Genomic DNA, 25,326 nt, shown 5'->3' on the forward strand with positions numbered 1-25,326 from the left:
TAGGTTGAATTTACAAACCAATAGGGTAGATTGCTCAAAGATTTAGAGTGCTTCCATTTAACAGCCTGCGGCGACCGATCCTGCATCTGTCCCGTTCCGTCAGGGGGTTTTGTGAATTACTCCGCGCCGCAATCAACCATGCCAGACATGTTGCGCTGCCGCCGATGCGGCGTCCGGCAACTTGCGCTTTTCAACGATCTGACGGATGACGATTTCAAACTGGTTCATCTGCCGATTGAGGACATGGCAATTGCCAAACGCGCGATCCTTTACAATGCCGGGGACACTGCAAACGCGCTGTTCACCTTGCGCAGCGGTCTGATCAAATTGACGCATTATCTGGCCGATGGTTCACAACGGGTTGTGCGCCTCGTCCGCCCCGGTGGCACAATCGGCCTTGAAGCCCTCGTCAGCGACAGTTTTGCCCATCACGCCGAAGCCCTTCAGGACAGCGCGTTATGTCGGATTCCGGTTGCGGTTGTTGAAAAACTTGATCGCGAAAGCCCCCATTTACACAAACAGTTGCTCACACGCTGGCATCAGGCGGTAATGGAATCAGATAACTGGTTGACCCAGATGTCGACCGGATCTGCCCGGGAACGGGTTGCACGGCTGTGCCTTTATCTGTGTGATCATGCGGATGACAGTTGCGTTCTGCCCGGTCGGGAAGATATTGGCGCAATGTTGGGTATCACCACCGAAACCGCCAGCAGGATCATCGCCGAATTTCGCCGAAACGGTCATCTAAACCCGCGCTGCCGTTCGGAATTCGATCTTGATGTCAAAGCACTTCAGGTCGTCGCCGGACTTGATCACGAAGCAGCCTGATCAGATTGTGCAAAATCCGTCAGCGCATTGCATCGGGCAATGTTGTCTGGAATGCCGAATTTGGCCCGCACGCCTTCGATAGCCGTTCATATTCATCCGGGGTATCTATCGCGCGATGGTCTTCGCGCCGCGCAAGATCGATGGCGCGCAAACGGCGTTTGAAATCCTGTCCATACTGGTTCAGTAACCGCCGTTGCAGGCGTTGCACCTCGCCCGCACCAACTGGTCGCATGGCGGCAAAGTCCGCCATAATTTCGGAGACCATGGCATCAAGTTCCCGCTGGATATCCTGTTCCATATGCTGATTGATCTGCACGTGCTGCCCTTCATGGGCATAGACCACGTCATATTCACATGTGCCACGCTCTAGCTCGGATGCGACATACACCAGATGCTTGATCACTTCGACCTCGGGGTTAATCCGGATCGGATACAGACAGAATGCCCCAACGCCGACCTCGACCGGCTCAAGGCGCATGTCAAACCGCGCCTGAAGTTCATATTCGGTCAGGCCGGTCACCAGATAACGACTTCCCTGATTGGCCCGGTTGTTAAGCCAGCGCACAGACCGATGACGATCCAGCATCGGGTCCTGATTGATAAATGACAGGCTTGCAACAGGCGCACGCGCAACCGCACAACTGTTTTGCTGTGCGGAGGCATGATCGTTGGGCGTCACAAACAGAAACACCGCGATCAGAATGCATACTGCAACCGCGCCCCACCTGATCGATGATTTGGGTGCAACGTGTTTCGCCCTTTGATCTGCCATATAAAAGATACGTTAATTCGGTCTGACCGGTTTGATCAATCCGTCCCTAACTGTGTTTGACATGGGCAGCGCAATCAACGCAAAGCGGTGTGGTCGGGTCAAATTCCAGACGCTTCTTCTCGATTTCTTCGCCACAATTGTGGCAGAAGCCGTAATCGGCATGCTCGATCCGGGCCAGCGTCTTTTCGATGCGATCAAGTTCGGCAGCACGACGACGCTCCTGTTCCAGATGCATTTGCTGATCCTGAAGCGCATCCATCCGTGACAGGCGGCCGACGGCCTGCTGATCAAGCTCGACCGGCTTTCGATAATCTTCCGAATGATTTGAATGGGCACTTATATCCGCGCGCCGGTCTTCAAGTCGCTGACGCAAGAATGCAATGTCAATATCGCTACGCTCAGACATTCTGGTCCCTCATCGATTTGTTGCCGCCATAAAACATATATATGGGTAGCGACCGATGCATTTCGCCAAGGGGGGATACGAATTTGTTCCACCCCGGCATTCAGCCTTGCCTAGCCACAGTTTCCGCAGGCATCCAACAGCTTCTCCATCGCCGCCTCCGCTTCGTCATCATCGAGTTTTTCGGCCTTCATCTTTTTCTGGATATTGCAGCACAGTGCAGGACCATCGGCAAAGGCATGGTCGGTCCAGAACGGAATATCTGTGCCGAAATATCCAATCTGATCAAGGAACGACACACCATAATAATACGCCGACCCAACCGAATTATAAAAAGTCGGGTCATCGATGAACCCGCCATCCGGCGTCATGGATTTGGTCAGACACCAGTCCAGGATCGTGGAAATATCGGCTGATGCCAATTTCTGACTATCGCTGTCGACTTCCGCCCAGCCAAGGTCAAAGATTTTGGCAACGTCATAATTGTTGTGATTGTTGAAGTCACCATTGTGCTTCCAGCCAAACGGATAGGCATCATCACGGATCGCCAGTGTCGTTTTGAAAATAGCGGGCCAAAGCCCGACCTTGCCATGCTGATACGAAATATTGTGGAACGTCAGACTAAGGTCCGGGCTTTTCAGAATATCGCCCGTATCTGTTTCAAACCAGCCGCCCCAATATCCCGATTGCGCGTCCTGCCAATCATCCAGCCAGCTTTTATAAGCTGCGATATAATCGTCGCTAAGATCGAAACCTTTGACATACTGGCGGAAATAATCGCGGATTTCGCTTTTGAAGCACATTTCCGACAAGGCGGCACTGACCGCGCCCAATGCATCGCGGCGATCCAGACCATCGGCAAAAATCCGTGATGTTTTCTGACTGTCCAGCCAGGCAACAAGATCGGCGGGTTTGGCAATCGGCGACAGAAAAGTCAGCGGATAATCCGGTGCAATCCCCTCGTCTGCCAGCGCGTTGATCGCATCGATCATCGCATCCACCTTCAGGAACCACTGGTCATAGCATGGTCCCCACGAACCATCGCTTGCCACCTGTTCCTCGGCCCAGTCCTGATCCTTGTTTTTCAGCGATTTTTCAAACTGGGCTATCTTCTTTTCCAGCCCATCCCAGTCAGCGGTATAAAGCAGCAACCACTTGCACTCGATCATATACTGATCGGACGCGGCCATGCTGTTGCCGGTCTGCTGGGCCGCAATCAGTTTTTCTTCCAGCGGGGCAAGCTTGTCGGCATAGGCACCTTTTCTATCGGAATAGTCCGGATCAAAAGCACTGAACTGCTGCTCTATCAAGGAATTGAAATCTGTCACGCTGGCCCCCTGTCATCGGTGTGTTCGACGACTTAAAACAGGTGCCGCCCGAAATGCAAAGTGAAACAGAAACAAAGATCAGAAACGACCATCAGTTCTGGGCCAACCAATTTCTGATCACACGCAATGCCTGTCCAGGATCGGTATCGACAATCCGGTTTGCAATATTGGCCTTGCGACGATCAATTTTCCCGTCGATACCGGCCACAGAAAAACTGCCAGCATCAATACCATCTCCCTCATCGTTCGGGCGATGACGGCCCGGCGATGATCCCGGCTGATAACGCGGGATCGGTGCAGACGGCTTTGGCCCGGGCAGATACCCCGGATCAGAAGAAGCCTGCCCGGATGATGCAGATTTTTTTGCCATTCAGAAATTGTCTCTCCGATCCGCTCGTTCTGACAAGAAGAATCACAATTGGTGTCTTTGACGTCAAATGCCCCACGAAACGGCCCAGAACGAAATTGATCGCCGAAAGCTTATATGATGGCAGTACCCATATTAGGTTATGTTAAACTTTAGTCGAATTCGCCGTTGATCGGGGCAAAAGATCATTCCTGTCCAAATGGTCGGGAAACCGGCACAGATCAAGGTCAAAACTCTTGACCTTGGCGTAACCGGGGCCCTTCAATCGCTTCATTTCACATGGTTCAAGCGAAAACACGGCGGACCGATATGTTGTTTATCGATCCCAAAAGGTGCAAATAGGAAAATTATCCGCCTTTGCGTTGTAAAAACGAACAGCTCGCGCATCTTTAAAAGATCAGGGGAAAATCCGCTTTCAGAACTTTACCCGGAAATGGCTTTAGGATATTCACCACCTAAGAGTAGGATAATCGATACCTTTCGATAAGCATAAGAAATTCAGGGGAAGCCCGAAGTGTACAGGGTAGTGGGTTGCTTTATATCGCTGGTATTATTGCTGGCCGTGGTTTTGACCGCGCCCCGGAATAATGCATATGCAGCCGAATTCGGCGAAGCGCCGATGCTTGCCGAGATGGTGGCGAACGGCACATTGCCCCCGGCCGCAGAACGCCTGCCCAAGACCCCGATGATTGTTACCCCGACTGACAAGCTTGGCCAGTATGGCGGCACCTGGATGATGGCGCAAAATTCGGAACGCGATCACGCCCTTCTGATCAGGACGATCGGCTATGAACCGCTTCTGCGCTGGACCCCGCAATGGACAGACACGGTTCCCAACGTTGCTCTTTCGATGCAGGCCAACAGTGACGCCACGGAATTTGTCTTCCGGTTGCGTCCGGGCATGCGCTGGTCGGATGGTGCGCCTTTTACCGCCGAGGATATATCCTTCTGGTACGACGACATTTTACGCAATCCGGCTTTTGGCAATGCGACGCCTGAATGGCTGACCGCAGGCGGAAATCCGGTGCATGTTGAAAAAATCGACGAAACCACGGTCGCGTTCCGCTTCGACACGCCCTATGGGCTGTTTCCGACCTTTCTTGCCCGGCCCGAAGGTGTCGAACCGGTAAGCTATCCCGCCCATTTCCTGAGGCCCCTGCTTCCGAAATATAACAGGCACGCAGATGCCGATGCGCAAAAGCTTGGCTTCAAGGATTGGAAAGATCGCTTCCTTTCGGTGTTCGGAATGCCGGGCACCATAGACGATCCCAGCCGCTGGATGAACCCGCAGGTTCCGACCCTGAACGGCTGGATTCTGACCGGGACATATGGCAAAGACGATCCGCTGGTTGCGGTTCGCAATCCGTTTTATTGGAAAATCGATCCGGGCGGACGTCAGTTACCCTATATTGATCGGGTTTCCTTTGATCTGGTCGGCAGCAAAGATGAAGCCGGTGACACCGCCATCACAGGCAGGGTCAATATGCAGGAACGCCATATTGGCCGCCGCGTGGACGAAATTCTTGCGGCCAATAACAATCTGCAATCCTTCACGCTGATTGAAAGCGACATGAATATCCTGACCCTGTCGCTTAATCTGAACGACAGGGACCCGGTGCTTCGCGACATATTCCAGAACAAGGAATTCCGCGTGGCCCTGTCGCATGCCATCGACCGCGACAGCATCATTGGCCGGTTCGTTCCCGGTGCCCTGCCCCATCAGGCCGCACCACGTCCCGAAAGCCCGCTTTACCACACGGTTCTCGCACGCCAGTTCATTACCTATGATCCGGTACTTGCCGCAAGCCATCTGGCGAATGCCGGTTTGACACGCAAAGACGACGAAGGTTTCCTTCTGCGTCCCGATGGCAAAAGGCTGTCCTTTACCATCGATACCGAAGGCGCATCCCGCTTCGAAATGCTCTCTGCCGTTATCGATTACTGGCGTGATGTCGGACTTGATGTGACCGCCCGCGACTTATCGCGTGATGTATTTGTCGATATGCGTGAAAAAAACAATCACCATGCCAGCGCATGGGGCGGTGATGGCGGGCTTGATGCCATGGTTCTGCCGATCAACTACCTGCCAGTATCCAGTGAATCATCTTGGTACGCCACCGGTTGGGCACAATGGTATTCCGACCCGGAAAATCCCGACGCGGTTGAGCCCCCGGCCGAGGTTATCCGTCAACTGGAACTCTATAACCAGTTGAAAGCCACCGCAGATGCAGAAAAACAGAATAAACTTATGCGCGATATTCTCGACATCAGCGCAAATCAGTTTTACGTTATGGGAATTGCCTTGCCGCCCAATCGCAAAGGGCTTGTGGCAAAGAACTTCAAGAATGTTCCCAAGGTCATCCCGGCGGCTTGGAGCTATGCCACACCGGCACCAACCAATCCATCCCAGTATTATCTTGAGAGCCAATAACAGAATTCACCGGCAATCAGGCTGGGCCAGGGTTTAGAGGTTGGCGTGAAGAAGCTTTTTGACCGCCTGTTTGGCAGTCTGGTTTTCAAGATCGGGATCGCAATTGTCATTGTCGAAACCATACTGCTTGGCCTATTTGGTGGTTACTATGTTCAATATTTCGGTGCAGAAATTGATCGGCGGATCGCCGAACAGATCAGTGCGCCCGGTCGCCTGATTCAGGATGAACAGCTCAAGATTTCCGTCATTAGCGATCCCAAGCAGCTTGAACTGCTGTTGGGACCGCATCTTCGCGAAGCCATGGCCATAGGCTTTGATGGTACGATCTATCACGCTATGGACCCGATGCTGATCGGATCCGATATTGCCTCTGTACCGGATTTCCCCAAAGACCGGCTTTCTGCCGATTTGCGCAGTCAGGTGCTGTTTACCACCGATGGCCCGGATGGCCGCAACATGGTCAGCATCACACCCCTGTTCAGCCTGAATGCCAACCAGCCCTTCATGTTTGCTTATTTCAAGGTCTCGACCCTCGGTCTGGAACAAAGCCAGCGACAGATGCAGTCGGTTCTGCTGATCGGCTCGGTTCTGTGCATTCTGATGACGTCGGGACTGATTTTCCTTTTCATGCAGCAAACCGTTCTGCGTCGCCTGATCACGGCCGCGCAATTTGTTTCTGAAATCCAGTTTGGAAAGCTTAGCGCCCGACTGAAACCGGCTGGTCGCGACGAAATCGGCGCGCTTGAACGTGGCCTGAACACCATGGCCGAAAGCCTGGAGCGGCGCACCAACCAGCACCAGATCGCCCAAGAGGCCCTTCGCGATAGCGAGGAACGTTTCCGCGACTTTACCCTGTCGTCCGCCGACTGGTACTGGGAAATGGGGCCGGACCTTAAAATCGCGTTTGCATCCTACAAATTCTATCAGCTGATCGAAGAACTGAACGGCTCCCCGCAGGGTCAATCCTTTGATAAACTGGGCCTCAAAGCTGAAACAGATCATAGCTGGAACAGTCTGATCAAACGGCTCGAAAGTCATCTTGCATTCCAGAATTTCGAATTTTCCTGGATGTCGCGGGACGGACAAAAACATTTCGGGCGCATCAATGGCGTCCCGGTTTTTGATCTTGATGGCTCGTTCAAGGGGTATCGTGGCACCGGTAGTGACGTCACATCACAGCACCGCGCGACCGAAGAACAGCATGCCCTGCAACGTCAGCTCGCCACGTCACAAAAACTCGAAGCCGTCGGTCAGATGGCAGGCGGCGTGGCGCATGAATTCAACAATTGCCTTGCAGGTATTCTAAGCTTTGCCGAAGTAGCTCGCGCGAAAATTGATGATCCCGAACGGGTCAAGGAATATCTGGACCATGTGATTTCCCTTGGTGAACGCGCCACCAGTGTCGCCGATCAGCTTCTGATGTTCTCGCGCCGCCGGATTGATCAGCCGACCGTCGTTCAGGTCGATACAGCCATTACCGAAATGGAAAAGCTGCTGATCACGCTGCTGGAACACCGTATTGAATTGCAAATCTGGGCCAATGATGCTCCGCTTTACACCTGCGTTGATCCGACACAGCTTTCGGCCTGCATCCTGAACCTTGCGATCAATGCCCGTGATGCGATGCCCGATGGCGGTACATTGCAGATTTCCTGCTATGGCGCGACAATCCCGCCTGCGGATGAACGCTCCCCCGATGACGAAGATGACATCTTCCCGAAGGCCGCCGCAGGCGACTATGTCGTGGTAACAGTTCAGGATACCGGCACGGGCATCCCTGCCGACATTCTTGGCAACATCTTCGAACCCTTCTTCTCGACCAAGGAACCCGGCAAGGGCACCGGGCTAGGACTGTCGATTGTTCATAGCTGGGTCGAAGAATCGAACGGCTTTATCGATGTCGAAAGCGTCGAGGGCGAAGGCACGACCTTCTCGATCTATCTGCCGCGCTCCGAAGCCGGAAAGGTCAAGGCATCCGCCTTGCAGGAAATCGACTATTTTCCGGGCAATGGCGAACGGGTTCTGATTGTTGATGATGAGCAATCCCTGCGCACGACCGCCAAGATCATCCTTGAAGATGCCGGCTTTGATGCCCTTGTGGCCCGCAGTGCCGAAGAAGCCCTACAAATCATTACCGAATCCCAGAAAACAGATCGCATTGATGTCATTCTGACCGACGTTGTGATGTCGGGACTGAGCGGACCGCAACTTGCGATCGAAGCACAACGTCAATATCCCGATCTGGCCGTCGTCTTCATGTCGGGCTATCCGGCACGCACACGCAAGGAAATGGAAAAGATGCTGGGCGACTATATCTTTGTCAAAAAACCGTTCCGCCCGGCCCAATTGCAAAAAGCCATTCACGAGGCCCTGGCCCATAAAACCGAACGCCAGCGTCTTTAGAAACCTTGTTCGATTCGTTCAAGCTCATCCAATGTTCTGGTCTTCCGCACGGCAAGCCCCCCCCCCGCACGCAAAAATTTTATTATTCCAGCCATAGATAACCCATTGATATAAAACGGCTCACAAAAATGTCATCGGGTTCAAATGCCACATTGTGACAGCTGTCACTTTAAAAGTGTTAATTGAAACCTAATCTCTAAGTCAGAAGCAGCAATATCTGATTTTACAGATACTCAACTTCACGAAATTTGAGGCGAGGACACAATGGTCGGTTCAGTAGGTTCAGGACTGAGTTCAGCAGCTCAAGCCGTGAGTAACGCAATCACACCCGGAACTGGTGTATCTGCGCCGCTTGATGCGGCAATGTCTGCAACCAAGAAGGCACAAGGCCTTACCGAAATGATTGGGTCGATTATCACCGACTATCAGCCACTTGAAACCAGCGGCCCACGTGGCACCCGCGTCAATCTTCTAGCGTGATTTTTCCCTCTCGTTAGCTTCCTTGGGTGGTTTTGACCACCCCTTTTTCTGTGTGCGTCCCTGTCCACAACGGTCCCACCCGCTACCCGCTTCAACGTCATGACAAAACCCGTTGATCATGCTAATGTTTTTGCAGTTTCAGAACGGATAAACTCATGGCAACCAACCGGATTGGCAGCAGCGCCACACAAACGGGCCTTCTTGATGCCCGATCCATGCCGCAAGGCGTGCCTTCGGGTACGCGCGGCCGTGTTGCCGCGAACATGGATCAACCTTCATCCGACAGCTTCATCGCCGCCCAACTTGCCCGTCTGCGCAATCTGATCGCTGCTGACCAGATTGACCACAACGCGCGGCGCGGGACATATCTGAACATTGTCCTTTGATCAGGCCTTATCCCGGCCTATCCTTGCCTTGTGGGATGACCAAAAACCCGGATGTAACGTTCGACCTGCCTGGGATCGCCAGAAATCTTTTCCGGATTGTCTGAAAGCTTGACCGCCGGATGACCATTGGCACTTGTCACCTTGCACACCAGTGACATCGGCTCAAGCCCTTGTTCCCCCGCCGGATCACAACCGCGAAAATCATTGGTCAGGTTCGTGCCCCAGCCAAAGCTCATGCGGACCCTGCCATGGAAATGCAGATAGGTTTCGATAATCGCATCAATGTCGAGATTGTCAGAAAACACCAGAAGCTTCTCGCGCGGGTCCCTGCCATGTTCTTCCCACCATCGGATGATCTGTTCGCCACCCTCAATCGGTGGCGCACTGTCGGGGCGAAATCCGGTCCAGTCTGCCAGCCAGTCGGGCGCGCCTTCTAGGAACGCCGCCGTTCCATATGTATCGGGCAACGCGATCAGAAGATTGCCGCTGTAATGCTGGCGCCATTGCTCCAGCACCCGATAAGGCGAAGCCGCAAGTTCGTCATCATTCTTGGAAATCGCCGCTTCGACCATCGGCAATTCATGGGCGTTGGTACCAATCGCCTCGATATCCGCGGTCATTGCCAGCAACACATTTGACGTGCCGATGAACCGGTTGCCGATCCCCTCTTTCAGGGCTTCGACACACCAGCGCTGCCACAAAAAACCATGCCGCCGCCGGGTGCCGAAATCGGCAAGAACAAGGTCTGGCAAATCGCGAAGCCGTTCAACCTTTTCCCAAAGCTTGGCCTTGGCACGCGCATACAGCACATCAAGTTCGAACCGCCCGCGATTGCGCAACACAGCACGCGACCGCAATTCGGTAATGATCGCAAGGGCCGGTGTTTCCCACATAGAACTATGCGTCCATGGCCCCGTAAAATGCAGTTCAAACTGCCCGTCGATCTTGCGCAATTCATATTCCGGCAATTGGAAATCGCCAAGCCAGCGGATAAATTCCGGCTTGAACATATGGTTGCGCCCGTAAAATGTCGCCCCCGCCAGCCAGATCAGTTCCTGGCGGGTAAAACGCAGGCTGCGTGCATGGTCAAGCTGCGCACGTAATTCGCCTTCATCGATGATATCGCCAAGCCTTATATGTCGGCTGCGATTGATCAGCGAAAAGGTAACGTCCACATCCGGGTGTTCCTGCCAGATCGCCTGCAACATCAGAAGCTTGTAAAAATCGGTATCCAGAAGACTGCGGATGATCGGATCAAGCTTGAAATTGTGGTTATAGGTCCGTGTGGCAATATCGGTAACGGTCATGAACCACCTGTCAGATTGGCAAAGATGTTCGCTTTGACATAAGTATCAATGTCCCCCGGCGAAAGCGCCACCCCGCAAACATCCCGACCGGCAAAAAAAGAAGCCCCGTACAAAGTACGGGGCCAGTTTGTTTGTCCGGGTGTATGGACAAGGGAGCTTGCGCAAAAGCGTGAAAAATGGTTCACGCAGTTGCCTGGTTTTCGCTCATCGAGCGAATGGGGTTTTCCAGCTTGTCGACGATTTCTTTCGGCACGATCTGCCAGAAATTGCCGCGTTCGCGATCCCAATTGTCAAGGATGGTGCGTGCAAAACCGCTATCGGTTTCCGCAACATGCTCTTCAATCAGCGAACGACAGACTTCGTCCCAATGCTGGGTTTCAATACGTTGGTACAGGATGGAGCCATCGTTGACGACATCGCCAAAGGTGCCCTCGACGTCATAGATGAACGCCATGCCGCCGGTCATGCCTGCACCAAAGTTCTCGCCAACCGCGCCAAGGATCACGGCGGTACCGCCAGTCATGTATTCACAACCGTTCGAACCACATCCTTCGACCACAACCGTCGCGCCCGAGTTACGAACGCAGAAACGTTCCCCGGCCTGACCGGCTGCAAACAGCTTGCCCGCCGTTGCACCATAAAGGATGGTGTTGCCGATAATCGTGTTTTCGTTGGTCTTAAGCGGGCTTGATGGCCGCGGGCGCAAGACGATGGTACCGCCCGAAAGACCCTTGCCGACATAATCGTTGGCATCGCCCTGAACTTCGATTTTCAGCCCCTGAACCGAAAACGCGCCCAGCGACTGACCGGCAGAACCGCGCAAACGCACATGCAGATGGCCCGGTTTCAGGCCGGTCATGCCATATTTCTGCGTGATCAGCGACGAAATACGCGTCCCGATAGCACGCTGCGTGTTCTGAATGTTGTATTGCAGCTGCATCTTTTCGCCGTCTTCAAGCAATGCGCGCGCATCCTTGATCATCTGGGCGTCAAGCGTATCGGGCACTTCGTTGCGCCCCTCAATCGTGCAGTAACGCTTGTGATCACCGGCATCGGCCTGTGCAAGCAGCGGGTTCAGGTCAAGGTCAACAAGGTCCTTCGCACCGCGGTGAACCTGCTGCAGCAGATCCGAACGACCGATGATTTCCTGCAGGTTGTCATAGCCAAGCTCGGCCAGGATATCCTTGACCTCTTCGGCCATAAACGTGAACAGGTTGACCAGTTTGTCCGCCGTGCCGACGAACTTGGCACGCAATGCCGGGTCCTGGGTACAAACGCCAACCGGACAGGTGTTCGAATGGCACTGACGCACCATGATGCAGCCAAGCGCGATCAGGGATGCGGTACCGATACCGAATTCCTCAGCACCCAGCATCGCACCGATCACCACGTCGCGGCCGGTTTTGAACCCGCCATCGACACGCAGTTTCACCTTGCTGCGCAGATTGTTCAGCGTCAGAACCTGGTTGACTTCCGAAAGGCCCATTTCCCACGGAATACCGGCATATTTGATCGAGGTCTGCGGGCTGGCACCGGTGCCGCCATCATAACCTGAAATCAGGATGACGTCGGCCTTTGCCTTTGCCACACCGGCCGCAATCGTGCCGACCCCCGAACGCGACACCAGCTTGACGCAAACGCGGCAACGCGGGTTGATCTGTTTCAGGTCATAGATCAGCTGCGCCAGATCTTCGATGGAATAAATATCGTGATGCGGCGGCGGCGAAATCAGGGTCACACCCGGCGTCGCATGACGCAGCTGTGCGATTTCAACCGTAACCTTAAAGCCCGGAAGCTGACCACCTTCGCCCGGTTTTGCACCCTGGGCGACCTTGATCTGGATTTCTTCACAGTTGTTCAGATATTCGGCAGTCACACCGAAACGACCCGATGCCACCTGCTTGATCGATGAACGCGCATTATCCCCGTTCGAACGCGGACGGAAACGTTCACGCGATTCACCGCCCTCGCCAGAGTTCGATTTCGCACCGATGCGGTTCATCGCAATCGCCAGCGCCTCGTGGGCTTCGGTCGAAAGCGCACCGTGGGACATGCCCGGCGTTACGAACCGTTTGCGGATTTCGGTGATGCTTTCAACCTGTTCCTGACGAACCGGCTTACGGTCGGAACGGAAATCAAGCAAATCACGAAGATGAAGCGGTTCACGCGAACGAAGCCCCTCCGAAAACTTGCGGAAGGTATTATACGACCCCGTGGTGACGGATGACTGCAACGTATGGATCAGCGGACCGGTCCAGACATGGCGCTCACCCGAACGGCGATATTTGTAAAGACCACCGACCGGGAGGGTCACGACATTGCCGTTAAACGCTTCCTTGTGCTGGGCAATGCAACGACGCTGGATACCCTGAAGGCCGATACCCGAAATGCGCGACGGCATACCCGGGAAGAATTCCGCCACCAGCGACCGCGACAGGCCGATACTTTCAAAGTTATAGCCACCGCGATAGGAACTGATGATCGAAATGCCCATCTTGGACATGATCTTGAGCAGTCCGGCATCAATCGCCGCCTTGAAACGCTGCATGACTTCGGCCGTGCTGCCGACATTGGGGAACAGCCCGCGCGCATAACGGTCCAGAAGACCTTCCTGCGCCAGATAGGCGTTCACCGTCGTCGCACCTACACCGATCAGAACCGCAAAGTAATGCACATCCATGCATTCCGCCGAACGGACGTTAAGCGAGATATAGGTACGCAGCGACGTTTTCACGAGATAGCTGTGCACACCACCCGTCGCCAGAACCATCGGGATTGCGGCACGCTCGGCCGAAATGCCCTCGTCAGTCAGGATGATATGAAGCGCGCCACCACGAACGGCTTCTTCGGCTTCGCGCTGGATGCGGGTAATCGCATCGCGCAGTGCTGACGCGCCGCCATTAATGTCGAACGTGGTGTCGATTTCGACCGCCGTATCGCCCATATAGCCGCGCATCGCGTCATACTCGGCATTGGTCAGAACCGGGCTTTCAAGCTGAAGCAGGTCACACTGGCTTTCATCCTCGTCAAGGATGTTGCCAAGGTTGCCAAGGCGCGTTTTCAGGCTCATGACGCGGGCTTCGCGCAAAGAGTCAATCGGCGGGTTGGTTACCTGCGAAAAGTTCTGGCGGAAGAAGTGATGCAAACCGCGATACCGATCCGAAAGGATCGCAAGCGGGGTATCATCCCCCATCGAGCCAATGGCTTCCTTGCCGTCTTCACCCATCGGATGCAGGATCAGTTCAAGGTCTTCGTGCGTAAGACCCATTGCCTTCTGCAACCGCAGAAGCGCTTCCTTGCCGAGGCGCGCGGGTTCAGTGTGCTCCGGCGAAATCAGGTCATCAAGCACCTTGGTGCGACCCACCCATTTCGACCAGTCACGACGGTTCGCAAGCTTATCCTTAAGCTCGCTGTCATGGTACAGCTTGCCTTCTTCAAGGTTGATGGCAATCATCTGCCCCGGGCCAAGCCGCCCTTTTTCAAGGCAGCTTTCCTCGTCGATATGCACCATGCCTGCTTCGGAACCGGCAATCAGAAGACCATTGCCCGTCACCGCATAACGCAGCGGACGAAGACCATTGCGGTCGGTCCCCCCCATCAACCACTTGCCGCCATAAGCTGCCAGTGCCGCCGGGCCGTCCCACGGTTCCATCACCGCGTTGCAATAGGCATAAAGGTTTTTATAGCTGTCCGGCGTCGATGCCTTTTTCGACCATGCTTCGGGGACCATCATGGTTTTCACCATCGGCAGGTCACGACCGGCACGCACCATCAGTTCGAACACGGCATCAAGGGCGGCCGAGTCCGATGACCCCGGCTGAATGACCGGTTTCAGATCTTCGATGGTGTCGGAAAATGCCTCGTGCGCCATGCGGGCTTCGTGGCTTTTCATCCAGTTGACGTTACCGCGCAGCGTGTTGATCTCGCCGTTATGGGCCAGAACACGGAACGGCTGCGCCAACGGCCAGCTCGGGAAGGTGTTGGTCGAATAACGCTGATGATAGACGCAGAAATTCGAAACAAACCGCTCGTCACGCAAATCCGGATAGAAAATGTCGACCTGCTCGGCAAGGAACATGCCCTTGTAGATGATCGAACGGCACGACATCGAACAGATATAGAAATCCTTGATCGCTTCGGACAGGACCGCTTTCTCGACACGACGACGGATGGTGTAAAGATCGACCTCGAACTGGTCTTCATCAACGTCACCCCGCGCACCGATCAGAACCTGTTCGATTTCAGGCCGCGTCTGGTTGGCTTTTTCACCGACAACCGAAACATCCACCGGAACCTGACGCCAGCCAAGAATGCCGTAACCCTGTTTCAGGATTTCGGTTTCAACGATGGCACGGCACCGTTCCTGTGCCGACATATCGATACGCGGCAGGAATACCTGACCAACCGCAATCAGGCTTTCCGGGGCTTCCTGATTGATAACCTTCAGATACGCCTTGAAGAAATCCTGCGGGATTTGCAGGTGAATGCCTGCGCCATCGCCGGTTTTGCCGTCGGCATCAACGGCACCACGATGCCAGATCGCCTTAAGCGCTTCGATACCGGCTTCAACCACCTCGCGACGTGGCTTGCCATCAATCGCACCGACAAGACCCACACCACAGTTGGCATGTTCTTCGGCCGGGTCATACATACCGTTTACCGACAGATGTTCGGCATTCTTTTCAAAACGGGCGATCTCTTGCGCGCCACGGTCATGAATAATCTTGTTCATAACTCTCTCTCCTAATGCGGCAGCGGGCTTAAGCAGCAGCTTCTTTGCGCGCCAGCAGATATTCATCGATCCGGTCAGCCGCATCGCGACCGTCACGGATGGCCCAAACCACCAGCGACGCACCGCGCGCAATATCACCGGCGGCAAAAACGCCATCCAGATTGGTCATCATCGAACGGAAATCGATTTTAACCGTGCCCCAGCGCGACACACCGAGTTCCGGCGCATCAAACAGGGTCGGCAGGTCTTCCGGCTCAAAACCAAGTGCCAGAATGACCATGTCGGCATCCATGGTGTAGTTCGAACCTTCGATCAGTTCCGGGCTCTGGCGGCCACCGGCATCCGGGGCACCAAGGCGCATCTTGACCGCACGCACACCGGTCACCTTGTCGTCGCCAACAAAGGCTTCCGGGTTGGTCAGCCAGACAAACTCAACGCCTTCTTCCTCGGCATTGGCCACTTCGCGCTGGGATCCCGGCATATTCGCACGGTCACGGCGATAAAGACATTTGACCGACTTCGCACCCTGACGGATCGCGGTACGAACACAGTCCATGGCCGTATCGCCACCGCCAATAACCACAACGTTTTTGTCTTTGGCATTCAGCGTGCCATCGTCATAGGCGGCAACCGTGTCGCCAAGGCCGATGCGGTTCGACGTGGTCAGATATTCAAGTGCTGGATAGATATTGCCAAGACCAACACCGGGCAGCTTCAGATCGCGGGACTTGTAAACACCCGTAGCGATCAGAACGCTGTCATGTTTGCGGCGCAGTTCATCAAGCGTCGCGTCGCGGCCAACCTCGAATTCGGTGTGCATGACGACACCACCTTCTTCAAGCAGCTTCACCCGGCGTTCAACGATATGTTTTTCAAGCTTGAAACCCGGAATCCCGTAAACCAGCAACCCGCCCATGCGGTCATAGCGGTCATAGATATGGACTTCATATCCTTTAAGGCGCAGTTGTTCCGCCGCCGCCATGCCTGCCGGACCACCACCGATGATCCCGACCGACATGCCGTTTTCCTGCGTCGGCTTGGGTGCCTTGACCCAGCCATTCGCAAAGGCGGTATCGGTAATGTATTTCTCGACCGACCCAATCGTGACTGCACCGTGCGTTGACTGTTCGATCACGCAATTGCCTTCGCACAGGCGATCCTGCGGGCAGATGCGGCCGGTCACTTCGGGCATGTTGTTGGTGGCCGCCGAAATGGCATAGGCTTCTTCCATGCGACCTTCGGTCGTCAGGCGCAGCCAGTCCGGGATGTTATTATACAAAGGACAATGGGCCTGACAGAACGGCACGCCACATTGCGAGCAGCGCGCAGACTGATCCGCCGCGGCTTCTGTCTCGAAACCTTCGTAAATTTCATTGAAGTCCGTGCGACGCTCGGATGCTTCTCTCTTGTGCGGATATTTTTGTTCAAGATGAACAAACTTCAGCATCTTTTCTGTCATAGCGGCCCTCTAAAAGGGTTTTATGTTGCGGGTTGGCTTTTGTATACGCGCCGGTTTTGCAAGAATCCAGCACAAAATGCACGATAGGTCAACATTACTGACCATTATATCCCCAAATAAAATCAGGACATCGGGAATTTCGGGATTTAAAGCGCTGAAAGAAAGTTTCATTAGTACCACAATGGTACTATTAATGCATTTCGTCTGTTTGCGCTAAGCTGCTATAAGCGGTGAGTTTTTGCCGATAACAGCGATCGAGGCCGGGGTGACGTTACAACATATAATTCTTCTGGCGGTCATCCAGGGGATCACGGAATTCCTGCCCATCAGTTCATCGGGTCACCTGATCCTGACCCCCGCCCTGACAGGGGCCGCAGATCAGGGTTTGTTGGTAGATGTTGCCGTTCATGTCGGTACACTGGCCGCCGTCCTGATCTATTTCTGGCGCGATGTTTTCGCGATGATCGGCGGATTCTTCTTCCTTTTGTCCGGTCGGATCAACCCCGGGGCCCGACTCGCCCTGCACATCATCCTTGCCACCATCCCGGTTGTAGCGGTCGGATTCTATCTGAAGGTCTCCGGAATCGAAGAACAGATGCGCTCGGTCGAAATCATTGCTTGGACCACACTTGTATTTGGCATCGTGCTTTGGATTGCCGACAAGATCGGCATGACGATCAACCGGCTTGAACATATGCGTTGGGGCGGGGCGCTGTTCATCGGCCTTGCACAGGTCATTGCCCTTATTCCCGGCACCAGCCGTTCGGGCATCACCATGACGGCCGCACGCCTGATGGGCTATGAACGCGCCGATGCCGCACAGTTTTCCATGCTGCTGTCGATTCCGGTTATTCTGGGCGCGGGTCTTCTGGCCGGTATTGACCTGCAACAGTCCGGTGACATGGCCCTGACCATGGATGTCCTTCTCGCGGCGGGCCTGTCCTTCATTACCGCCCTGATTGCCATTGCCATGCTGATGAGCTGGCTTAAACGCTCCACCTTCACACCGTTCGCAATCTATCGCATCCTTCTGGGCGGCGGTTTGCTGGTGTGGATCTATGGCTATGGCGGCGGTCCGATCCCGTTCCTTGGGTAAAACCGCAACTGACCATGTGATTGACGATGCCAACCCGAATGTTTCTGAGTCCGCTTGATCCTGTTGCTGACGGTGCGGCACTCCACGCCATTTTTGGTGATCTGGAATGCTGCACATGGCTTCCCGAACCGGCCTTTGCATCGGTCACGGATACCATTGCAAAGCTCAAACACTGGAACAGCGGCTTTGAAAAGACGTCATGGGTGGTCGCCGCGTCGCCGGATGGCCCAGCCCTTGGCCGCATCGCCCTTTATAATACCGGCGATGATCCTGACGTGTGGGAAGCTGCCTGCATGATTTCCCCTGCGGCACGCGGGCAAAACCATGCCGCCCGTGCCCTGTCCCATGCAGTTGGATATCTGTTTGAAACGACAAGCGCACGTCGCGTTTTTGCCGATATCGATCCGGATAACATTGCATCAATCCGGGTATTTGAAAAACTGAGCTTTACCCGCGAAGGTCTGCTTCGCGGGACCTGGAACACCCATATCGGCATTCGGGATTCGGTCATCTTTGGATTGATGAAAACAGATCCGATGCCCGATATCGGCCCGGCCCCCGTCGTGATGATATGAATCCGGTCCGACAACACGACCGGAAGGCATCAATCCTGCCAGATCGGCCCACCCGAAAGGATGACTTGCGCGCGCGCCGGGTCTTCCGGTGCATAACCGCTATCTTCGGCAAAACGCATTAAAAACGGCTCATGCGACATTAAAAAGTCAATCGCACCCAGTTGGACTTCATTGCTGGTAATCCCGGCTTTCAGGTCATCAAGCCCCATACCGGTTTGCGCAAAAAGCCCCTCCAGCAACTCGTCATCACCTACAATATGCGCGATTGCCCGAATGGCAAGCGTTTCTGCTGCTTCCTTGTTCATCGTCCATCTGCCCTTTGCCGCAAGACCTGTTTGTTGACCAAAAGTACTAGCTGAACCACTTGGCCTTGGCCAACGCACGCCAGACAACCAGCCCGGCAATCACGATCAGAACCGTGCCGATCATACCGAAATTCTGCCCAAGCAACACGACAAGCCCCCAGAACCCGATAGTACCAAACCCGACAGCAAGTGCGAGGAATGCCGATTTTGTAAGGCTATCCTGATTTTTCTGGGCGGCTTCGGCGCGTTTGAGTTCGTCAACAATCTCGTACCAGGCAATCTGTTGCCAGCGGGAATATTTAAGGCCCTTGCGCGGACCTTTGCGCAGGAACTCGTCAAGCAGCTTGACGATATTGTTCGCGCGCTCCTCGGGTACGACATATTTGCCGAACCGCTCTTTCTTGCGCGGGCCTTCGTCTTCACTATCGATATCGTTCACCCAACCACTCCGAAAGCTGCCCGTTTTCAGGCCATGTCATCGGTCATAAGCGTTTCTGATTTATATCCGGTAAATCAGAAACGCCATGATGACGATCACACAGCACTTTATGTCCCGCAATGGATTGCAGGAAAAAGATCACGGCAGAAACCAGACGGTTGGAAATGTCCAGGCTCAGGCAACAACCATTGCGGTAATTGCAATCACGCCAAATGCAAGAAGATGGATCATCATTTTCTCCTGTTGCTAGGGACATTCGTCCCGGTCAAACGTATGCATCTTACGTTTGTTCCTGATCCCTAATCTGCAAAACAGGTAATTTGATGGCGCAATTCCGCGCCAAAAACGGTGATCAAACAATCGTGACTGGGGGATATGGTGCGGGCGGCCGGACTTGAACCGGCAAGGTCTTTAAGGACCGGCGGATTTTAAGTCCGCTGCGTATACCAATTTCGCCACGCCCGCAAAGCGCTTACAAGGTTGGTGTCCAACCGGCAGAACAGGGTTCTAGCGCGGCTTTAAAAACGGCGCAATACCGGAATGCCTGATTTTATCAATCCGTAAAAGCCGAAATCCGATGCCATCGCACAAAAGCGAATGCGGCATTGCGACAGAATTGCCTGTCTTTCACCATATTACCCCCATTTTTCTGCGACACGGTTGCAAGGATCCCATCGGAATCAAACAGGCGTACCGGTTGACCGTGAAGAGGCGCAGATACATTTCACTGGCTATCTCAGCATGTCTGGCACTTGCCATGCTTGGCCTTTTGCTGCGTCACGAAATCGTCCCGAATGCCAATGCCGAAGATGACGGCTCCGGTCGCCCCGACGCCCCGATTTTGCGCAGCGAAACACTGAACCGCGCCGCCAACCAGCAACGCCATATCGACCGCCTGTATGACAAGATGGAAAATGACCTGCTGGGCAGCACCATCGGGCCCCTGTTTCTTGACGATTCTGTTCCCGCGCCCGAACAGCCGCCCAATGCCCTTGCGCTTGGCACCGGGAATGCGACCACGATTGAAACCTTTGGCGGGCGCTCGGCACTGGCATCCATCGCCAAGAAACTGGATTTCGATACCGCAAATGGCACCTTCCCCAACCAGACCCGCCGCGGTGCCTCCCCGATCAGCCTTTGGGTCCATGGCAGCCAGACCGACATCGAAAACAGGGTTACCGAGACCGGCTATAACCCGAACCTCAGCGGCGACGTCATTTCAATCGATACCGGGGTCGATTATCTGGTGGATGACAGCCTGATCATCGGGCTTGGCGTTGGCTGGGGCAGCACGCTTAGCGAGGCCGCCGCCCGTCAGGTACTGTATCGGGAAAACAACGTGACCTTTTCCCCCTATTTCGTGTCGCGCATGACCGAATGGCTTAACATTCGTGGCAGTGTGGGGATGGGCACAAGTACCATCACCCAGTCCGCCATTGATGGCGGCCCGAATGATCTCAGTTACGCCGAAAATCTTGAAAGTTCGACACTATCAAGCTCGATCGGTTTTGGCACCGAATACGACCTTGGTTTCCTGCCCGTCACCGTAAGCCTTGATGGCGACATCATCACCGCCCGCGAAGAATTTGAAAGCGCACGCGGTGCCGACGGGTCACTGATCCCCGCCCGAACAGCCCTGACCCAGCTTTTCGACAGCACCGCCGAGGCCCGCTACAACCTCGTGCTGGGTGATCATCGCCTTGTGCCCTTCGCCGGACAGGATCAAACCATCACCCTGATGAACCAGGGATACGGTCGATCCACCAATCGCCGCTACTTTGCCGGAAGCGAATATGCCTATGACCCGTGGAATTTCGGTTTATCACTCGAAGGATTCCGCGAATTTGCCCCCAATACCGATCCCTTGGAAGGTGTTCGCTCGGAACTCAGCCTCAGTTCCGAACTCCCCTATGGCTACGGTATTCTAAGCCCCTATGTGACAAGTGAAAATACCAGTACCTATTCACAGCTGGGCGGCGGCATCACCCATGACTGGGGTGGCATTCCCGGCCAGATGAGTCTCGAAGTACAGCGCAAACTGACCTTTGCGACCGAACACAACAACCTGTCAGGGCTGATGACAATCCATTTCGATTTCTGATGCTTTCCCATGCGCGCCCCCATCTTGTGTCTTGGCGTAATAGTGCTGTGCGGTTAGGGTGCACAAAGAATTGAAACCGCCAAGACCAGCAGGTTCGCGCCATGACCCGATCCGATCGCGATGCGCCCGATACGTCCGACGCGCCCAACGCGCCCACCGCGACAGATACACTGACCCCGCCGGTGTTTGATCGCACCTTTCAAAAACAGTTCATCGATCTGTTGTTATGGCGGCGTGACGTGCGGCGTTTTCGCACCGATCCGATCCCCGGGGACGATATTGACGACCTGATCAAGGAAGCCTGCCTTGCGCCATCTGTTGGCAACTGTCAGCCATGGCGCTTTGTAAAGGTCAACGATCCCGACCGCCGCAAAACCATCCGCGACAGTTTCGAACGCGCCAATCAGCAGGCGCTTAACGACTATCACGGCGAACGTGCCAGACTTTATGCGTCGCTGAAATTGCAGGGCATGGATCAGGCCCCCATACAGCTCGCCGTTTTCGCCGACGAGGAAACCGAGGCTGGCATGGGACTGGGCCGCAAAACCATGCCCGAAATGCTCGATTATTCCGCCGTCGCCGCCGTACAGCTTTTGTGGCTGGCCGCGCGCGTCAAGGGCATCGGGGTCGGCTGGGTTTCGATCCTTGAACCCGAAACCGTTCTCAAAACGCTAGACGTTCCGTCGCACTGGCGTCTGATCGCCTATCTGTGCATCGGCTATCCCGAAGAAGACCACGTCGTTCCCGAACTCGTCCGCGAAGGCTGGCAGGATCGCATCGATCCGGCTGCCCTGACGCTTGAACGCTAACCAAATTCGATCACCAAAGGAAACCCCGATGTCCGCCGACAAAGGCCAACCGACCAATCCCGAACAACCCGCCAAGAAAAGCCTGCCGAACGGTCACTATTTCAAGATCATGGGCTATCTGCTGACTGCGGCATGGGTCGGCTACATTCTGGCGATTTCCGGGGGCGATACCACGCACCCGATGTTTGATTATATCTTTGTCGTTCCGCTGGCATTCTGGATTGGCGGCATGATCATCGGCAAAATCCTGCGCGCGCGCAGTGGTGCAGATCGGCCCTAGAGCCTTTTTATTCGCCCCTGCCGTCATTGCGGTCATTCCGGTGGCTTTTGCGTTCGTCCTCATAACGGTCGTTATCGGAAAAACCGCCCAGATTCATGATCCCGATGCCAAGACTGATGCCGCCAAACGTGATGAACAACCCGAAAAACAGCAACATGATAAAGATCGGCGCATCGCGTGATGCCATGGCAAGGCTGTAAATCCCGCCAATATCAAAAAACAGCACCAAGGCACCAAAAACCAGCGCGCCGAACCCGCCATAGGCGGTATGTTCAATCATGAATTTGACAATCGACCGGGCTTCGCGCGCAGCCCGGCTGTTGCGAATTTCATCCGTTTCCTTCGGGTCACCTGTCATACCGGTCCCTCCAACGCACCCTCAAACGATTGTCATAGCCGCAATGATAGCCCCGCCAAAATGATCAATTGCAATCCGCACGTTACGAAACGGCACCACTATCTTCGATAATCTCGCGGCCCAGCTCAATGATCACCGCGCGAATGCGCTCTGATGCAAGGTCAACATCCTTGGCCTCTTCGCCCCGCACCACAAGCGTCGTGCCCAGCTTCCCTTCGCGCAGGAACGGATAGGACCCGATATCGGTATCGGGGAAATCATGCTGGATCTCGCCCAGCACCTTGGCAATCGCGCCTTCCGGGATATAACCGCCAACCGATCGCGATACCATTGGTCGCCCGCCGGTCAGCTGATGTTTGATCCCCTGGAACATCGCCTGCATGATCATCGGCACACCGGCCATGACATAGACATTTTCCATCCGGAACCCTGGTGCCTTGGAAACCGGGTTATCAATCAGCTCCGCCCCCACCGGAATATGCGCCATGCGCAGCCGCGCCTCGTTCAGGTCGGCAGGGTTCTCATAATGGCTTTTCAGCAATTCATGCGCTTGCGGGTTCAGTTCGATCTCGACCCCGAACGCACGCGCCACACAGGGCGATGTAATATCATCATGGGTCGGACCTATGCCGCCCGTGGTAAAGACATAGTCGAACTTTGCCCGGCATTCATTGACCGTCTCGATGATCGTGGTTTCGATATCGGGAATTACCCGCGTTTCTGCCAGGCGAATTCCAAGCTTGTTCAGCTCCTCCGCCAGATAAGGCAGATTCTTGTCATGGGTCCGTCCCGACAGGATTTCATTGCCGATAATGATCAGACAGGCCCGAACCGCTTCAGACATCACAACCTCGCAAACTTGAACTCAGTATTCAAATACGACCGCCAAGAGGGGTCGGATCGTCACAGAAAATCGCGCAACATCGCCACCAGCGGCACATCGGCCGGCGGCATCGGATAATCACCCAACCGGATCGGGCGCACCCATTTTACCTGCTGGCCTTCCATCGGGGTGATTTCCCCTTTCCAGACCCGGCACAGATAAAGCGGCATCATCAGATGGAAATCATCATAGGTAAATGACGCAAAGGTAAAAGGTGCCAGACAGCTTTCGGTAATATCAATGCCAAGCTCTTCCTTAAGCTCCCGCACCAATGCCATTTCCGGCGTCTCGCCGGCCTCGACCTTGCCGCCGGGAAATTCCCAAAGCCCCGCCATGGATTTGCCTTCGGGGCGTTGTGCGATCAAGACACGATGATCGGCATCCACCAGCGCCACCGCACTGACAAACACCGTTTTTTCGGGGATTTTTCCCTGCCGCAAGTCCACCGACATGCAGCCTCTTTCTGGATTTTGAATGGTCATGCGATTGTTTTATCCTGCATGGCGGCTTTCGCCAAGAGATGCATTTGACGGATACCCGCCCCTTCCCGATCCGGGTTGAAACGGCAATATCCTTTGCGTCATATTTCCCTGAAATAAAAAAGAACCCGATAGCGGGCTATCGCGTACAACAGTCAAAATCAAATCAATAATATCTGTTTTACGGTGACAATGCGCGTATTCAAACTGACGGCAAATGCCCTCATCGCGGCCCTGTTTCTCGCCGGTTGCGATAAGCTCGCCGCATTCAATCACCTTCAGGCTGGCGACTATCAGCCGACCCTTGCCGATCTGCAATATGGCGATGCGGATCGCCAGAAACTTGATCTTTATCTGCCTGCTGATCGCACAAAACCGGCCCCGTTGATCGTCTGGTTTTATGGCGGATCATGGGATTCGGGCGATAAGGCAAAATACGCTTTCGTCGCCAAACGCTTTACCGAAATGGGCTATGCCGTCGCCATCCCCGATTATCGTCTGGTGCCTGAAATCCGTTTCCCGGAATTCATCAAGGACGGCGCAAAAGCCCTCGCCTTCATCAAGCAATACAGCCATGACCATCCCGACCGCATCACCACAGGTCCAATCATCCTGGCCGGTCATTCCGCCGGTGCCTATAACGCGGTTCAACTGGTGGCCGATCAATCCTATCTGGCATCCGTGGGGATGACCGCCAACGACATTGCCGGGATCATCGGGCTGTCCGGCCCCTATGATTTCTATCCCTACGACGTCAAGGCAACCCAAATCGCCTTTGGCGATACCCCCGCCGCCCAAAGCCAGCCGGTCGAGCAGGATTTATTCCACATGCCGCCGATGCTTCTGATCACCGGCAACCGCGATCACACGGTCTATCCCCGCAATTCCCGCCGATTGGCCGAACTCGCCCCGGATACGAAACTCGTGATTGTCAAGGACACCGGCCACGCCGGAACTCTGATTGCTCTTGGGAGCGTCCTGACCGAAAACCGGGCAGTACTGGACCCTGTTGGGGAATTTCTCGACACACGGATCGTAAAACCAGCGCCTTCAAAATCGGAACCGTAATCTGCCCCCCCAAAAAAAACAAAACGCGCCGATGGTA

Annotated in this window: 23 protein-coding genes and 1 tRNA gene; 11 read left to right on the plus strand and 13 right to left on the minus strand. The window is 54.6% G+C overall.

Annotation, left to right across the window (positions count from 1 at the left end; genetic code table 11):
* The first annotated feature begins 111 nt into the window (after nucleotides 1-111).
* Nucleotides 112-828 (plus strand): Crp/Fnr family transcriptional regulator, encoded by a 717-nt coding sequence (locus tag TH3_RS18170; RefSeq protein WP_139328056.1) that lies wholly within the window; start codon nucleotides 112-114, stop codon nucleotides 826-828.
* Nucleotides 829-847: 19 nt separating this feature from the next.
* On the opposite strand, the gene TH3_RS18175 is transcribed toward TH3_RS18170, so the two are convergent.
* From TH3_RS18175 to TH3_RS18190, 4 genes are all read right to left on the minus strand, one after another.
* Complete coding sequence (locus TH3_RS18175) at nucleotides 848-1,600, minus strand: lipase chaperone (RefSeq protein ID WP_007091664.1); 753 nt, start codon at nucleotides 1,598-1,600, stop codon at nucleotides 848-850.
* A 46-nt stretch (nucleotides 1,601-1,646) separates the two neighbouring features.
* Entirely contained in the window at nucleotides 1,647-2,006 is a 360-nt protein-coding gene (locus tag TH3_RS18180; protein ID WP_007091665.1) for a TraR/DksA family transcriptional regulator, read from the minus strand.
* A gap of 110 nt (nucleotides 2,007-2,116) precedes the next feature.
* Nucleotides 2,117-3,331 (minus strand): hypothetical protein, encoded by a 1,215-nt coding sequence (locus TH3_RS18185; RefSeq protein WP_007091666.1) that lies wholly within the window; start codon nucleotides 3,329-3,331, stop codon nucleotides 2,117-2,119.
* A 91-nt stretch (nucleotides 3,332-3,422) separates the two neighbouring features.
* Entirely contained in the window at nucleotides 3,423-3,701 is a 279-nt protein-coding gene (locus TH3_RS18190) for a hypothetical protein (RefSeq protein ID WP_007091667.1), read from the minus strand.
* A 616-nt stretch (nucleotides 3,702-4,317) separates the two neighbouring features.
* Here TH3_RS18190 and TH3_RS18195 point away from each other — a divergent pair.
* The 4 genes from TH3_RS18195 to TH3_RS18205 all read left to right on the plus strand — a co-directional run bounded on the left by TH3_RS18195 (nucleotide 4,318) and on the right by TH3_RS18205 (nucleotide 9,398).
* Nucleotides 4,318-6,129: an ABC transporter substrate-binding protein gene (locus TH3_RS18195; protein WP_139328057.1), complete on the plus strand. Its 1,812-nt coding sequence runs from the start codon at nucleotides 4,318-4,320 to the stop codon at nucleotides 6,127-6,129.
* Nucleotides 6,130-6,174: 45 nt separating this feature from the next.
* The gene (locus TH3_RS18200; RefSeq protein ID WP_007091669.1) at nucleotides 6,175-8,532 is read left to right on the plus strand and encodes an ATP-binding protein; all 2,358 of its coding nucleotides are present in this window, start codon (nucleotides 6,175-6,177) and stop codon (nucleotides 8,530-8,532) included.
* A gap of 309 nt (nucleotides 8,533-8,841) precedes the next feature.
* Entirely contained in the window at nucleotides 8,842-9,012 is a 171-nt protein-coding gene (locus tag TH3_RS23105; protein WP_156962614.1) for a hypothetical protein, read from the plus strand.
* A 155-nt stretch (nucleotides 9,013-9,167) separates the two neighbouring features.
* Nucleotides 9,168-9,398: a hypothetical protein gene (locus TH3_RS18205; protein ID WP_007091670.1), complete on the plus strand. Its 231-nt coding sequence runs from the start codon at nucleotides 9,168-9,170 to the stop codon at nucleotides 9,396-9,398.
* 17 nt (nucleotides 9,399-9,415) lie between these two features.
* On the opposite strand, the gene pncB is transcribed toward TH3_RS18205, so the two are convergent.
* The 3 genes from pncB to TH3_RS18220 all read right to left on the minus strand — a co-directional run bounded on the left by pncB (nucleotide 9,416) and on the right by TH3_RS18220 (nucleotide 16,896).
* On the minus strand, nucleotides 9,416-10,705 hold the full coding sequence (gene pncB / locus TH3_RS18210; RefSeq protein ID WP_007091671.1) for a nicotinate phosphoribosyltransferase: 1,290 nt from the start codon (nucleotides 10,703-10,705) through the stop codon (nucleotides 9,416-9,418).
* Nucleotides 10,706-10,886: 181 nt separating this feature from the next.
* Nucleotides 10,887-15,437, minus strand: coding sequence for a glutamate synthase large subunit (gene gltB / locus TH3_RS18215; RefSeq protein ID WP_007091672.1), 4,551 nt, complete (start codon nucleotides 15,435-15,437; stop codon nucleotides 10,887-10,889).
* 28 nt (nucleotides 15,438-15,465) lie between these two features.
* Nucleotides 15,466-16,896 (minus strand): NAD(P)-dependent oxidoreductase, encoded by a 1,431-nt coding sequence (locus TH3_RS18220; protein ID WP_007091673.1) that lies wholly within the window; start codon nucleotides 16,894-16,896, stop codon nucleotides 15,466-15,468.
* Nucleotides 16,897-17,161: 265 nt separating this feature from the next.
* On the opposite strand from TH3_RS18220, the gene TH3_RS18225 reads away from it, so the two are divergent.
* Nucleotides 17,162-17,992 carry an undecaprenyl-diphosphate phosphatase gene (locus TH3_RS18225; protein ID WP_037987449.1) on the plus strand — a complete coding sequence of 277 codons (831 nt, stop codon included), beginning with the start codon at nucleotides 17,162-17,164 and terminating at the stop codon, nucleotides 17,990-17,992.
* 38 nt (nucleotides 17,993-18,030) lie between these two features.
* Nucleotides 18,031-18,567, plus strand: coding sequence for a GNAT family N-acetyltransferase (locus TH3_RS18230; protein WP_007091675.1), 537 nt, complete (start codon nucleotides 18,031-18,033; stop codon nucleotides 18,565-18,567).
* Nucleotides 18,568-18,596: 29 nt separating this feature from the next.
* Here TH3_RS18230 and TH3_RS18235 read toward each other — a convergent pair whose 3' ends face one another.
* From TH3_RS18235 to TH3_RS18245, 3 genes are all read right to left on the minus strand, one after another.
* Nucleotides 18,597-18,872, minus strand: a complete 276-nt coding sequence (locus TH3_RS18235; protein WP_007091676.1) for a DUF3572 domain-containing protein — start codon at nucleotides 18,870-18,872, stop codon at nucleotides 18,597-18,599.
* A gap of 46 nt (nucleotides 18,873-18,918) precedes the next feature.
* A complete protein-coding gene (locus TH3_RS18240) occupies nucleotides 18,919-19,311 on the minus strand; it encodes a hypothetical protein (protein WP_007091677.1) in 393 nt (130 codons plus the stop codon).
* 376 nt (nucleotides 19,312-19,687) lie between these two features.
* Nucleotides 19,688-19,776 (minus strand) — tRNA-Leu (locus TH3_RS18245).
* Nucleotides 19,777-20,014: 238 nt separating this feature from the next.
* Between TH3_RS18245 and TH3_RS18250 the strand changes: the two genes are divergently transcribed.
* The 3 genes from TH3_RS18250 (at nucleotide 20,015) to TH3_RS18260 (ending at nucleotide 22,501) form a co-directional block, all read left to right on the plus strand.
* Complete coding sequence (locus TH3_RS18250) at nucleotides 20,015-21,412, plus strand: hypothetical protein (protein ID WP_233421798.1); 1,398 nt, start codon at nucleotides 20,015-20,017, stop codon at nucleotides 21,410-21,412.
* 101 nt (nucleotides 21,413-21,513) lie between these two features.
* Nucleotides 21,514-22,221: a 5,6-dimethylbenzimidazole synthase gene (bluB, locus tag TH3_RS18255; protein ID WP_007091679.1), complete on the plus strand. Its 708-nt coding sequence runs from the start codon at nucleotides 21,514-21,516 to the stop codon at nucleotides 22,219-22,221.
* A 28-nt stretch (nucleotides 22,222-22,249) separates the two neighbouring features.
* Nucleotides 22,250-22,501, plus strand: coding sequence for a hypothetical protein (locus TH3_RS18260; protein ID WP_007091680.1), 252 nt, complete (start codon nucleotides 22,250-22,252; stop codon nucleotides 22,499-22,501).
* Between the two features lie 7 nt (nucleotides 22,502-22,508).
* On the opposite strand, the gene TH3_RS18265 is transcribed toward TH3_RS18260, so the two are convergent.
* The 3 genes from TH3_RS18265 to mutT form a co-directional block, all read right to left on the minus strand.
* Nucleotides 22,509-22,859, minus strand: a complete 351-nt coding sequence (locus TH3_RS18265; RefSeq protein WP_007091681.1) for a hypothetical protein — start codon at nucleotides 22,857-22,859, stop codon at nucleotides 22,509-22,511.
* Between the two features lie 82 nt (nucleotides 22,860-22,941).
* A complete protein-coding gene (locus TH3_RS18270; protein ID WP_007091682.1) occupies nucleotides 22,942-23,703 on the minus strand; it encodes a competence/damage-inducible protein A in 762 nt (253 codons plus the stop codon).
* Between the two features lie 59 nt (nucleotides 23,704-23,762).
* Nucleotides 23,763-24,194 (minus strand): 8-oxo-dGTP diphosphatase MutT, encoded by a 432-nt coding sequence (gene mutT / locus TH3_RS18275; RefSeq protein WP_007091683.1) that lies wholly within the window; start codon nucleotides 24,192-24,194, stop codon nucleotides 23,763-23,765.
* A 219-nt stretch (nucleotides 24,195-24,413) separates the two neighbouring features.
* On the opposite strand from mutT, the gene TH3_RS18280 reads away from it, so the two are divergent.
* Nucleotides 24,414-25,289, plus strand: coding sequence for an alpha/beta hydrolase (locus tag TH3_RS18280; protein WP_007091684.1), 876 nt, complete (start codon nucleotides 24,414-24,416; stop codon nucleotides 25,287-25,289).
* Nucleotides 25,290-25,326 lie beyond the last annotated feature (37 nt).

The sequence above is a fragment of the Thalassospira xiamenensis M-5 = DSM 17429 genome (assembly GCF_000300235.2).
GTDB classification, from domain to species: Bacteria; Pseudomonadota; Alphaproteobacteria; order Rhodospirillales; family Thalassospiraceae; genus Thalassospira; species Thalassospira xiamenensis.